This window comes from Tepidibacter aestuarii, assembly GCF_934924865.1.
GTDB lineage: Bacteria > Bacillota > Clostridia > Peptostreptococcales > Peptostreptococcaceae > Tepidibacter_A > Tepidibacter_A aestuarii.
Window position 1 is genome coordinate 1,218,904 of sequence record NZ_OW235315.1, and the last position, 11,886, is coordinate 1,230,789.

Consider the following 11,886-nt stretch of genomic DNA (forward strand, 5'->3'; position numbering starts at 1 on the left):
GAGGTATTAATATGGAATTAGTAAAAGAAAGTATAAAAAATTTAAAGGGATATAAGACGAATAATATTGAGTTTAAAATAAAGCTTGATGCAAATGAAGGTAAAAATATTTTACTGCAAGACATATATAAAGAAGGAATCAAATTTAATGAAGAATTTAATTTGAATTTTTATCCAGATAATGATTCATATCTTCTAAAAAAAGAAATAAAGAAATATTTAAATGTTGATATTTCAAATATTATAGCAGGAAATGGTTCTAGTGAGATGATAGAACTTGTGATAAAGACTTTTGTAGACAAGGGTGAGATTATTTTAAGTCATATTCCTACATTTAGTATGTACTCAGTATATAGTCAAATATATTCAGCAAAATTTATAGGAGTAAAAAGCAATGAAGATTTTGGAGTAGATATAGAAAAAATAATAAAAAAAGCAAAAGAAACAAATCCTAAAGTTATATTTATATGCAATCCAAATAATCCAACAGGAAACTTAATAAATAAAAATGATATTAAAAAACTTTTGGAAAACACAAATGGATTAGTAGTTGTAGATGAAGCTTATATGGAATTTGCAGATGGTTCAATGGTTGATGAAATCTCAAATTATGAAAATTTAATAGTTCTAAGAACCTTATCAAAGGCATTAGGACTTGCAGGTATAAGGCTTGGATATATGATAGCTAATCAAAAAATAATAAATGTTATAAATAAGGTGAAATCACCCTATAATTTAAACTCTATTTCTCAATATATAGGAGTAAAGGCTCTTGAAAATAAAGATAAAATTTTCGAGTATATTGAACAAGTAAAAAAAGAAAGAGAAATTTTATATAAAGAGTTAGATGAAATGAAAATAAAAGCTTATAAATCTTATGCAAACTTTATATTTTTTAAATCAGATATAAAGGATTTATATAAAAAGCTTATAGATTATGGAATACTAATAAGAAAATTTTCTGATGAACTTGAAGGCTACTATAGAGTTAGTATAGGAAATAAAAGTGAGAATAGAATGTTTATCAAAATATTAAAGGAGATAATGTCAAATGAGAAAATCTAAAGTACAAAGAAAAACTCTTGAAACTGAGGTTTTAGTAGAAATAGATTTAGATGGAAGTGGAAAAATTGATATTGATACAGGTATAGGATTTTTAGATCATATGCTTACTTTAATGGCTTTTCACGGCAATTTTGATTTGAAAGTAAAGTGTAGTGGAGATATATATGTAGATGATCACCACACAGTAGAGGATATAGGAATAACATTAGGGGAAGCTTTTATTAAGGCTTTAGGCGATAAAAAAGGAATAAAAAGATACTCAAGCCTTTACATTCCAATGGATGAAAGCTTATGCCGTATAGCTTTAGATATAAGTAATAGACCTTATTTAGTATTTGATGTTAATTTTGAAAGAGAAAAACTTGGAAATATGGATACTCAAAATTTCAAAGAATTTTTTAAGGCTTTTGTAAATGTAGCTAAATTAACGCTTCATATTAATGTTTTATACGGAGAAAATGATCATCATAAGATAGAAGCAGTATTTAAGGCATTTTCAAGAGCATTAAATGAAGGGGTGCAAATACTTTCTGATAAAATATCGTCATCAAAGGGGGTTTTATAGTTGAATATAATAATTGATTATGGACTTGGAAATTTAGACTCCGTATCTAGAGCATTTGAAATGGTAGGAGTAGAAACAAAAATTTCAAATAGTATAGATGAAATAAATAATGCCAACTCAATTATTTTGCCTGGAGTTGGAGCATTTAGAGATGCTATAAATTCACTTAAGGATATGGAATTAATACCGGTAATAAAAGAACATGTAGATAAAGGAAAGTTCTTAATAGGCATATGTCTAGGAATGCAGCTTCTTTATGAAAAAAGCTACGAAAATGGAGAATATGAAGGGCTAGGTCTTATAAAAGGAAATGTTGAAAAATTAGATATAGATTTGAAAGTTCCTCATATGGGTTGGAATAATATAAAGTTTAATAAAAATGATGAAATATTGAAATATATAAATGAAGATGATTATGTGTATTTTGTACATTCTTATTATGTTAATTCTTCAAATGAAGAACTTGTAGCATATACAGACTATGGAACAACTATTCCTTCTATAGTTAGAAAAAATAATGTTTATGGTATTCAATTTCATCCAGAAAAAAGCTCTCAAGTGGGTGTAAATATATTAAAAGCATATGGGGAGATGATAAAATGATAATTTTTCCGGCAATAGATATAAAGGATAATAAATGTGTAAGACTTTCTCAAGGAGATTTCGATAAGATTAATATATATTCTGATGAGCCATTTGATATGGCAGTTAAGTGGAAAAATGAAGGAGCTTCATTTTTACATTTGGTTGACTTAGATGGTGCTAGAAGTGAAAAAATTATTAATAAAAAATCTATAGAAAAAATAGCCCAAAATATAGGAATACCAGTACAATTAGGTGGAGGAATAAGAAGTGAAGAAAAGGTTAAAAACTTAATTGATATGGGAGTAGAAAGGGTAATAGTTGGAACTATTGCAGTTGAAAATAAAGAACTTTTGAAAAAATTGGTTTCTAAGTATAAAGAAAAAATAGTAGTTTCCATAGATGCTAAAAATGGTAAAGTAGCTCTTAGAGGATGGGAAGTAGTAAGTGAGGTTGATTCAATAGATTTATGTAAAGAACTTGAAGAAATAGGTGTCAGAACAATAGTATATACGGACATATCTAAAGATGGAATGCTTGAAGGTCCTAATTTTGAAATATATAAATTATTATCTCAACAAACATCTTTAAACATAATAGCTTCTGGGGGTATAAGTTCAATTGATGATATAAGAAAGCTTAAAAATATGAATATATATGGAGCCATAACAGGAAAAGCTCTTTATGATAATAAAATAGAACTTAAGGAGGCCTTAAAATGCTTACAAGAAGAATAATACCTTGCTTAGATGTTAGGAGTGGAAGAGTAGTTAAAGGTAAAAAATTTGAAAATATAGTAGATGTAGATAGTCCAGAGATTCTAGGTAAATATTATAGCGATTGTGGAGCTGATGAACTTGTATTTTATGATATAACAGCATCAAATGAAGAAAGAAAAACATCTCTAGAATTTGTATCAAAGGTTGCTAAGAATATAAATATTCCATTTTGTGTAGGTGGAGGAGTATCATCAATTGATGATTTCACAGATATATTAAGAAGAGGAGCAGATAAAGTATCTATTAATTCTTCTGCTGTTAAAAATCCATATTTAATTAAAGAGGCTTCTTTGAAATTTGGTGCGCAATGTGTTGTTTTATCTATGGATGTTAAGAAAAATTATGAAGGTTCTTGGGATGTATACGTAAAAGGTGGAAGAGAAAAAACAGATTTAGATGCAGTAAAGTGGGCTATAAAAGGAGTCGAACTTGGAGCAGGAGAAATAGTTGTAAATAGTATAGATGAAGATGGAATGAAAAATGGATATGATATTGAGCTTTTAAAAAGAATTACTAGTGTAGTAAATGTACCTGTAATTGCATCAGGAGGAGCTGGTAATATGAAGGACTTTTATGATGCTGTAAAATACGCAAATGTTGATGGAATACTAGCAGCTTCTGTATTTCATTTTGGAGAAATTAAAATAAAAGATCTTAAAAAATACTTAAAAGATAAAGGGATAGAAATTAGAATTTAGGAGTGAGATTATGAATGTTGATAATGTAGCAAAGGAAATAAAATTTGATGATAAAGGATTAGTACCTGTAATAGTACAAGATGTAAATACTAATAAGGTTTTGATGCTTGCATATATGAATGAAGAATCTATTAGAAAAACGTTAGATGAAAAAGTAGCTTGCTATTATAGTAGAAGCAGACAAAAACTTTGGAAAAAAGGAGAAACATCAGGAAATATACAGAAATTAAAGGGATTTTATTATGATTGTGATAAGGATACTATTCTTATTCTTGTAGAACAAATAGGAGTAGCGTGTCATACTGGTAGTTATACATGCTTTTTCAATGAAGTAATAAAAAATGAAAAAAGTAAAGATGAGGTTTTAAAGGATTTATATTCACTTATAAAAGAAAGAAAAAATAATCCTAAGGAAGGTTCTTATACTAATTATTTATTTGAAAAAGGATTAGATAAGATATTAAAAAAGGTTGGAGAAGAGACTAGTGAAGTTATAATAGGGGCTAAGAATAAAAATAAAGAAGAATTAGTTTATGAAATAAGTGATTTGATATACCACCTTTTAGTACTTATGGTAAATGAAAAAGTTACTATTGAGGATATAAAAAATGAACTAAAAAAGAGGAGTAAATAATGCAATTTATAATAGATAGTCACATTCATACAGATTATTCCCCTGATTGTAAAGCTAAAATGGAGGATATTGTTATACAAGCTGTTGAATTAGGGTTAAAGAAAATTATCTTTACAGATCATGTGGATTATGATAGCCCAGATGAACTTTTTGGGGGAGAAATTGATTATAATGAATACATGAAAGAAATTAAATATTTAAGAGATAAATATAAAGAAATTGAAATTTTAATGGGTGTAGAAATAGGATATCAACCTCATTTAAATAATAAGCTAGATAAATTTATAAAGTCATATCCTTTTGATTTTGTAATATGCTCTATGCATTCTTGTGATGGATTGGACTTATATAATGGTGACTTTTTTAAAGGGAAAACTCAAAGACAGAGTTACATGAATTATTTTGAAAGTATAAAGCGTTGTATAGAAAATTATGATAATTATGATGTTTATGGACACTTAGATTATATCGTTAGATATGGAAACTTTGATAATAAAGAGTTAAAATATGAAGATTTCAAAAAAATTATAGATGAAATTTTAGGCCTTATTATTGAAAAAGGAAAAGGTATTGAAGTCAATACCGCTGGTTTTAGATATAATCTTAAAACAACCCATCCTAATATTGACATATTAAGAAGATATATTGAAATGGGAGGCAAAGTCATAACATTAGGTTCAGATGCACACAGACCTAATGAGTTATGTTCAGATTTTGAAAAAACTATAAAAATACTTAAGGGTATAGGAGTAAATAAAATCGCTCAATTTAAAAATAGAGTACCAAGCTTTATTGAAATTTAAAATTTAAAGTAAAAATAATTGTATAATATTAAATTACTCAAAATTGCTAGAGGATAAAATTCTTAAATCATTTTTATTAAAAGTAGTGGATTAGGAGAATGATTGCATAAATATCAAAAAGAAGTATACGAAGTTTAAAAATTCAGAGAGTTTTTCAAGAAGAAGAGGTTAAATATTTATATAATCTCTTCTTTTTCTATTATTAATAATATTTTACTTAAAAACATATGTAAGTACTATGGTATGAAAACATTAGATAAAGTTGTTCCTATCGATGAAGGATTGTTTGTATCATGGATGCCATATCCATAAAGAATAAAAAATAGTGATAATACAATAAAGGTTCTTGAAGCAGAAAATGAAACCTTGGAGAAACTACTTGGTGATGGAGTATATGGAATAAAATATAAAATATAGAATAGATTATTTAAAACAAGCGATTATTTTATATAAAATGATATGAGGTGATATATATGGATAGTATGAAAGTTAGTGTTATTGCAGGAACTCCTATAGATACTCAAATGGGAGTGGATTTTTTAATATCAAAAGGGATTAATGCATGTGGGTATTCGGTATCTTCATGTCCTGAAGAACAGTCAAAATTTCAAATATTATCTCCTTTTGAACTTGCCGATAAAATTAGAAAGATAATAAAAAAAATAAAATCTGAAAATATAGATACAATACTGATATACTGCAATTCTCTAAGTGCCTCAGTTGATATGGATAAACTGTCTATCGAAGAAGATATAAGAATTATTACTCCACTTAGTATTTATAAAAAAATTGCTTACAACTTTAAAAATATCGGTGTACTGACAGCTAATAATAAAAGCTCAGCAGGTATTGAAAAAGTTGTGCAAAGTGTAAATTCTGATTGTAACGTTATTGGAATAGGAATACTTCCTCTAGTTGTGGATATAGAAAAAGGTATATCTGCTGAAAAAATAGTTGAAAAATTTTCATTAAGAAATGTAATGGAGTTTTATAATTCTATAAAAGTTGATGTAGTTATTTTGGGATGTACTCACTTCCCTTATTTATACAATGAATTGAAAAAGTATTCTGAGATTCCTATTCTTGATCCTGCAGAACTAATGTATGATATGATATATGAAAAAGTTGAAATGTTATAAGGTCAGTGAAGTCGGCTAAAAAGAAAAGCCATGGTTAAATTATAAATTATCATCCATAGCCTTTTAGTAATCTTTATAAGTGCACAATTACAAGTGATCATTACTTTAATTCATTTATTATAGTAATAACTTCTTCATCTTCAGTTTGTTCAAAATTTTCATAATGTAAACCTACAGCATAAAATTCATCAGGGATTAATAGACATATAACTGTGTCTACAACTCCTTCTAAGTAAGTAACTGTATCATGTGGTGCTACTGGTACAGCTAAAATAATTCTTTTTGCACCGTGCTTTTTTATTGATTTTATTGCAGCAAGTATTGTGAAACCAGTAGCAATTCCATCATCAATAATTATTACTGTTTTATCTTTTACCTTAGGAAAGTCTTCATTTCCTTTATATTTATTTAATCTTCTTTTGATTTCATTTTTTTGTTCATATACTTCTTTTTCTATATATTCTTGAGATATGTTAAACATATTTACATATTTTTCATCTATAAAATAAGTTCCATCTGAAGTTACTGCACCAATTGCAAACTCTTTATTGTGAGATGAACCAATTTTTCTTGGAATGATTAGATCCCATTCAAATCCAAATTTTTTGATGCTTTCATAGGCTGTTACTATTCCACCTCTTGGAACAGCAAGAATAATTGGTTTTTCATCTTGATATTTCTCAAGTTCTATTGAAAGTTTTTTTCCTGCATCTTTTCTATCTATAAACATGATATCAACCTCTTTCTAATTATATAAATTATTTTAAGTTGAATTTATATAATTATTCAGATAATTTTGTTTCATTGTAATTTAAAATTTAAATTAATTTACATATAATGAAATAAAAATATAAATTATTGCAAAAAGTATATAAAGAGGTGAATAATATGGGAAAAATATCTGCTTTTTATACAATGCCTCATCCACCAATTATAATTCCTGAAGTAGGACGAGGAGAAGAAGAAAAAATAAAAGAAACATCTGAGGCATGTTATAAAGTTGCAAAAGAGATAGATAGTATTAAACCAGATACTATAATAATAGTTACACCACATGGTCCGTTGTTTAGTGATGCAGTTGCTCTATCTAATGGAGATAGTATATATGGAGATTTAGGGAAATTTGGAGCTTCACAAGTAAAATTAGATTTAGATATAAATGTATCTTTAACAGAAAAAATAATAAAGTATTCAGAAAAAGAAAATATTTTAACTGCAAAACTAACAAAAGATTCGGCACAGAGATATGGAGTTAAATACGAATTAGACCATGGAACTATAGTACCTTTATATTTTATAAATAAGAAATATTCAAGCTATAAAGTAGTTCACATAACATATGGAATGCTGCCTAAAATGCAGCTTTATAAATTTGGTATGAGTATAAAAAAAGCTGTAGAAGATAGCAATACTAATGCAGTATTTATTGCTAGTGGTGATTTATCACACAAACTTACTGATGATGGACCATATGAATACAGCCCTTATGGTGAGAAATTTGATAAAGAAATTATATCTTTACTAAAAAATGGAGATGTTTTTGAAGTATTTAATATGGATCATACTACTATTGAAAAAGCAGGTGAGTGTGGGCTTAGATCCTATTATATTATGTTAGGTTCAATGAATGGATATAATATTAAAGGTAATCTTTTGGCTTATGAAGGAACTTTTGGAGTGGGTTACTCTGTTATGAATTTTTCTATTAAAGATAGTAATAAAGATACTTATAATCAGTTGATAGAAAAAAAGACAAAAAGATTTACGGACAAAATAAAAAATGAAGGTGTCTATGTAAGGCTTGCTCGTGAAAGTTTAACTCATTATTTGATATATGGAGAGTATATGGATATACCTTCGTATGCAACAGATGAAATGAAAGAAAATAAAAGAGGAGTTTTCGTATCATTAAAAAAAGAAGGTCAATTAAGAGGATGCATAGGAACTATTTTTCCAACTACAGAAAATGTAGCTAAGGAAATCATTAGAAATGCTATAGAAGCTGGAGAACATGATCCTAGATTTAATCCTGTAACAGAAGAAGAGTTAGAAGAATTAGATTTTTCTGTAGATGTACTTACAGAACCTAAAGAAGCTTTAAAAGAAGATCTTGATCCTAAAAGATATGGTGTAATAGTAAGAAGTGGATTAAAATCAGGATTGTTACTTCCTGACTTAGAAGGAGTAGATACTGTAGATCAACAGCTTGATATTGTACTTCAAAAAGCAGGGATATCTTCTTATGAAAATTATACTATTGAAAAATTTGAAGTTATAAGACATAGATAGTAGTTAACAATATTGGAATGTAGGTGATATTTTTGTTACATGATGGATTATTTTATGAAAAATATAGTGATAAAATAAAGTGCTTTTTATGTCCCCATAACTGCATTATAGGTAATAATAAGTTTGGTTTATGTTCTGTTAGAACAAATAAAGGTGGTATTCTTAAAACTATAAATTATGGAGAAATAACAGCCATGGCAGATGATCCTATAGAGAAAAAGCCTCTTTATCATTTTAAACCGATGAAAAATATACTATCAGTAGGAAGCTTTGGATGCAATTTTTCCTGTGGATTTTGCCAAAATTATTCAATAGCACATGATAAACCTAAAAGTGAATATGTATCTTCTGATAAATTAATAGAGATATGCTCAAACTTAAAGAATAATGTAGGTATAGCCTTCACTTATAATGAACCATCTATATGGTATGAGTATGTATATGAAACTTCAAAGAAGCTCAAAGAAAAGCATGAAGATCTAAGTATAGTTCTTGTAACTAATGGATATATAAAACATGAACCTCTATTAAAGCTTTTACCTTATGTAGACGCTATGAATATAGACTTAAAATCTTTTGATCAAGATTATTATAAAAAAATATGTGGAGGAGATTCTAAAGCAGTACTTAGAACAATTGAAGAAGCATACAAAAAATGTCATGTAGAAATAACTACATTATTAGTAAATGATCTTAATGATTCTAAAGAAGAAATAGAAAAAATTGCTTGTTATTTAGGAAGTTTGGATAAAAATATTCCGTTGCATCTATCTCGTTATTTTCCAACATATAAAATGAATCGTCCTCCTACAGAAATAGAGGTAATGTTAAAAGGAAGAGAACTTGCACAAAAACATTTAAATTATGTATATTTAGGAAATGTAGCTAATGTTGACAATTCTACTTACTGCCCTGAATGTAGTAAGCTTATAGTGAAGCGAAATGGTTTTTTATCTAATATCTATATAGACGATAATATATGCCCATCATGTGGATATGATACAAAAATAATACTTTAAAAAGATTCAAAATAAACTAAGGAAGGGATACTAGTTCCCTTCCTTTATTAATGTTTTACAGAACGTAAGTCAACATTATGTATATAGCAGTAAGATTGATAGAATAACTATATTATAAAGTAAAGGTAACTTGATTTTAATTAGGTTACCTTAAAAATTTGCAATTTTATTATGATTTAGGGTAATATATAACAGAAACATCAAAATAATACTATGTTGAGATAATTATTAAGTTAATTTAAATATTTACTATAAGGAGGTTCAATATGATACCAACAGCACATATTGAAGTAAAAGAAGAAGGAATTATTGCAAAAACAGTATTAATGCCAGGAGACCCATTACGTGCAAAATTTATTGCTGATACATTTTTAGAAAATGTTGAAAAATTTAATAATGTACGAAATGTATTTGGATATACAGGAACATATAAAGGACGTAAAATATCTGTAATGGCTAGCGGTATGGGGATGCCAAGCATTGGTATTTATTCATATGAGCTATTTAAGTTTTATGGAGTAGAAAATATTATACGAATTGGTTCATGTGGAGCTTATACCGCTGACTTAAATTTATATGATGTAATATTAGCTAATGATGCTTGGAGTGAATCAACATTTGCTAAAGTTCAAGGTGGATATGACAAAGATGTAATTGCCGCATCTTCTGAACTAAATGGGAAGTTAGAAAAGATTTCGGAGGATTTAGGAATAAAAATACATAAAGAGAGAATTCACTCATCTGACGTATTTTATCGTGAGAACTTTGAGGAATACAAGGAGATTAATAACAATCATGGATGTACTGTAGTAGAAATGGAAGCATTTGCTTTATTCCATAATGCAAACGTATTAGGAAAAAATGCAGCTTGCTTATTAACAGTTTCAGATAATTTAGTAACTCAAGAATTAACTACATCTGAAGAAAGACAAGAATCATTTACAAACATGATGAAAATTGCTTTAGAAATGGCTGAATAATAAAATTATAAGGTAACTATAACTTGAAAAATTATTTTCTAAGTTACAGTTACCTTTTTTTAACAAGGAGAATAAGGGCAACGAGGGAATACTTTAATTGTTATTACATCTTTTTTTTCTATTGATAGTAAAGTAAATTTACCATTTTGATATACGATTAAACCAAAAGCACAATCATTTTTTTGTTCACCGCAGAAACGCCCAGAAATATTTTTTATAATGCCGCTTGGAGTCATTAGTGTAACGCCAACAAAGCTATTAATTGGAGGCCAAAAACACTCATCGCTTATTTCTTCATATAATTCTTTTCCAAAATCACATAAATCATCTTTTAACTCATCAATTTTATGCTTTATTTTTTTGAATTTACATGACATGAAAACACCTCATTCCTTTTTTTACTACATTATATTCAAAGCTTGTCTTTTGGTGATAAATATATTTGTCAAGTAACTTATATTGTTACAATACGTATAATGTTATGATATATATATTATTAGGAGGAAAAAATGTATAAATTATATTTAATTCCTTATTGTAATGGGTCGTTTAGAAATTTATTTCAAAAGATTAATGTACTGCAGCAATATGAATATAATAGATTAGAATATATGGAATCACCAAACATGAAATTTACTATTGATATACCAACTTACATTAGGAAAATTGATAAAATTGTAGAAAAGACAGAACGATATGACTTAGCATTAAACAAAATAATGAAAGATTTTAATTTTTATAAAGATCAACTTAATCAGATTAATAAAGTTAATTGGAATAGGATTTGTAGAAAAATTAATCAATTAGTGATTAAGCATGGAGAAGTAGATAAAGAGTTACATTATTTAAGAAATTTATTAAATAGAGCTCCCAGAACATTAGAAGAAATGTTGAAACTTAATGAAAATCTTCCTAAAAAAATAAAATGGCGTTTATTAGAACCAGAAAAATCAGTATTTCACATGTACGGTAAGTATGGAGAATTTAATTTGAAATTTGTATCACATGATGGGAAATTTGAAGCTGTTTACAATAAGAATGGAGAATTGCTAACAGAAAAAAATGATCAAATTAATATGGGAACATATAATTACGCAGATCCAGATGATATAATAAAACATTTTATATATGATGTTGCTCCATACCTCAGGTGGGGGAACACATATAATAGTCTAAAACCACAAATATATGATGTAGATGCAAATTTAGCAAGATTTAAAATGAATAAACATGCTAAAAATCGTTACGAAAGAGTTCGTAAACAATTAGAAGGTAAATAAAGCGAAACTTAAGTGTTATTGCACTTACGGCGCTTGGTTTATGTCTTAGTAACG

At 27.4% G+C, this 11,886-nt stretch carries 14 protein-coding genes; 12 read left to right on the top strand and 2 right to left on the bottom strand.

The genetic code is table 11. The features are described from left to right. Nucleotides 1-11 precede the first annotated feature (11 nt). The 8 genes from hisC (at nucleotide 12) to M2214_RS05925 (ending at nucleotide 6,264) form a co-directional block, all read left to right on the top strand. On the top strand, nucleotides 12-1,064 hold the full coding sequence (gene hisC, locus M2214_RS05890; protein WP_248483746.1) for a histidinol-phosphate transaminase: 1,053 nt from the start codon (nucleotides 12-14) through the stop codon (nucleotides 1,062-1,064). Next, the gene (gene hisB / locus M2214_RS05895; RefSeq protein ID WP_248483748.1) at nucleotides 1,051-1,629 is read left to right on the top strand and encodes an imidazoleglycerol-phosphate dehydratase HisB; all 579 of its coding nucleotides are present in this window, start codon (nucleotides 1,051-1,053) and stop codon (nucleotides 1,627-1,629) included. The genes hisC and hisB overlap by 14 nt, the downstream gene beginning before the upstream one ends. Continuing rightward, entirely contained in the window at nucleotides 1,630-2,232 is a 603-nt protein-coding gene (gene hisH / locus M2214_RS05900; protein ID WP_248483750.1) for an imidazole glycerol phosphate synthase subunit HisH, read from the top strand. Next, complete coding sequence (gene hisA, locus M2214_RS05905; RefSeq protein ID WP_248483752.1) at nucleotides 2,229-2,948, top strand: 1-(5-phosphoribosyl)-5-[(5-phosphoribosylamino)methylideneamino]imidazole-4-carboxamide isomerase; 720 nt, start codon at nucleotides 2,229-2,231, stop codon at nucleotides 2,946-2,948. The genes hisH and hisA overlap by 4 nt, the downstream gene beginning before the upstream one ends. Then, the gene (gene hisF / locus M2214_RS05910; protein ID WP_248483754.1) at nucleotides 2,930-3,688 is read left to right on the top strand and encodes an imidazole glycerol phosphate synthase subunit HisF; all 759 of its coding nucleotides are present in this window, start codon (nucleotides 2,930-2,932) and stop codon (nucleotides 3,686-3,688) included. Before hisA ends, hisF begins: the two co-directional genes overlap by 19 nt. Before the next feature lie 10 nt (nucleotides 3,689-3,698). Next, nucleotides 3,699-4,322, top strand: a complete 624-nt coding sequence (gene hisIE, locus M2214_RS05915) for a bifunctional phosphoribosyl-AMP cyclohydrolase/phosphoribosyl-ATP diphosphatase HisIE (RefSeq protein ID WP_248483756.1) — start codon at nucleotides 3,699-3,701, stop codon at nucleotides 4,320-4,322. After that, complete coding sequence (locus M2214_RS05920) at nucleotides 4,322-5,125, top strand: histidinol-phosphatase HisJ family protein (protein ID WP_248483758.1); 804 nt, start codon at nucleotides 4,322-4,324, stop codon at nucleotides 5,123-5,125. The genes hisIE and M2214_RS05920 overlap by 1 nt, the downstream gene beginning before the upstream one ends. Nucleotides 5,126-5,598: 473 nt before the next feature. Then, complete coding sequence (locus tag M2214_RS05925) at nucleotides 5,599-6,264, top strand: aspartate/glutamate racemase family protein (RefSeq protein ID WP_248483760.1); 666 nt, start codon at nucleotides 5,599-5,601, stop codon at nucleotides 6,262-6,264. Nucleotides 6,265-6,364: 100 nt separating this feature from the next. On the opposite strand, the gene M2214_RS05930 is transcribed toward M2214_RS05925, so the two are convergent. Further along, complete coding sequence (locus tag M2214_RS05930; protein ID WP_248483762.1) at nucleotides 6,365-6,994, bottom strand: phosphoribosyltransferase; 630 nt, start codon at nucleotides 6,992-6,994, stop codon at nucleotides 6,365-6,367. Nucleotides 6,995-7,152: 158 nt separating this feature from the next. On the opposite strand from M2214_RS05930, the gene amrA reads away from it, so the two are divergent. The 3 genes from amrA (at nucleotide 7,153) to deoD (ending at nucleotide 10,552) form a co-directional block, all read left to right on the top strand. Then, complete coding sequence (gene amrA / locus M2214_RS05935; RefSeq protein WP_248483764.1) at nucleotides 7,153-8,553, top strand: AmmeMemoRadiSam system protein A; 1,401 nt, start codon at nucleotides 7,153-7,155, stop codon at nucleotides 8,551-8,553. Nucleotides 8,554-8,576: 23 nt separating this feature from the next. Next, nucleotides 8,577-9,572, top strand: a complete 996-nt coding sequence (gene amrS, locus M2214_RS05940; protein WP_326521607.1) for an AmmeMemoRadiSam system radical SAM enzyme — start codon at nucleotides 8,577-8,579, stop codon at nucleotides 9,570-9,572. Between the two features lie 266 nt (nucleotides 9,573-9,838). After that, nucleotides 9,839-10,552, top strand: coding sequence for a purine-nucleoside phosphorylase (deoD, locus tag M2214_RS05945; RefSeq protein WP_248483766.1), 714 nt, complete (start codon nucleotides 9,839-9,841; stop codon nucleotides 10,550-10,552). 59 nt (nucleotides 10,553-10,611) lie between these two features. On the opposite strand, the gene M2214_RS05950 is transcribed toward deoD, so the two are convergent. Beyond that, nucleotides 10,612-10,929 (bottom strand): hypothetical protein, encoded by a 318-nt coding sequence (locus tag M2214_RS05950; protein WP_248483768.1) that lies wholly within the window; start codon nucleotides 10,927-10,929, stop codon nucleotides 10,612-10,614. A gap of 132 nt (nucleotides 10,930-11,061) precedes the next feature. Here M2214_RS05950 and M2214_RS05955 point away from each other — a divergent pair, with 132 nt between their 5' ends. After that, nucleotides 11,062-11,832 carry a hypothetical protein gene (locus tag M2214_RS05955; protein ID WP_248483770.1) on the top strand — a complete coding sequence of 257 codons (771 nt, stop codon included), beginning with the start codon at nucleotides 11,062-11,064 and terminating at the stop codon, nucleotides 11,830-11,832. Nucleotides 11,833-11,886: the final 54 nt, after the last annotated feature.

What these genes read in the sequence shown, in the direction of transcription:
- deoD (WP_248483766.1), top strand. Translation starts at nt 9,839, where the DNA reads ATGATACCAACAGCACATATTGAAGTAAAAGAAGAAGGAATTATTGCA.
- hisA (WP_248483752.1), top strand. Translation starts at nt 2,229, where the DNA reads ATGATAATTTTTCCGGCAATAGATATAAAGGATAATAAATGTGTAAGA.
- M2214_RS05950 (WP_248483768.1), bottom strand. Translation starts at nt 10,929, where the DNA reads ATGTCATGTAAATTCAAAAAAATAAAGCATAAAATTGATGAGTTAAAA.
- M2214_RS05925 (WP_248483760.1), top strand. Translation starts at nt 5,599, where the DNA reads ATGGATAGTATGAAAGTTAGTGTTATTGCAGGAACTCCTATAGATACT.
- hisB (WP_248483748.1), top strand. Translation starts at nt 1,051, where the DNA reads ATGAGAAAATCTAAAGTACAAAGAAAAACTCTTGAAACTGAGGTTTTA.
- M2214_RS05955 (WP_248483770.1), top strand. Translation starts at nt 11,062, where the DNA reads ATGTATAAATTATATTTAATTCCTTATTGTAATGGGTCGTTTAGAAAT.
- M2214_RS05930 (WP_248483762.1), bottom strand. Translation starts at nt 6,994, where the DNA reads ATGTTTATAGATAGAAAAGATGCAGGAAAAAAACTTTCAATAGAACTT.
- amrA (WP_248483764.1), top strand. Translation starts at nt 7,153, where the DNA reads ATGGGAAAAATATCTGCTTTTTATACAATGCCTCATCCACCAATTATA.
- M2214_RS05920 (WP_248483758.1), top strand. Translation starts at nt 4,322, where the DNA reads ATGCAATTTATAATAGATAGTCACATTCATACAGATTATTCCCCTGAT.
- hisC (WP_248483746.1), top strand. Translation starts at nt 12, where the DNA reads ATGGAATTAGTAAAAGAAAGTATAAAAAATTTAAAGGGATATAAGACG.
- hisIE (WP_248483756.1), top strand. Translation starts at nt 3,699, where the DNA reads ATGAATGTTGATAATGTAGCAAAGGAAATAAAATTTGATGATAAAGGA.
- hisF (WP_248483754.1), top strand. Translation starts at nt 2,930, where the DNA reads ATGCTTACAAGAAGAATAATACCTTGCTTAGATGTTAGGAGTGGAAGA.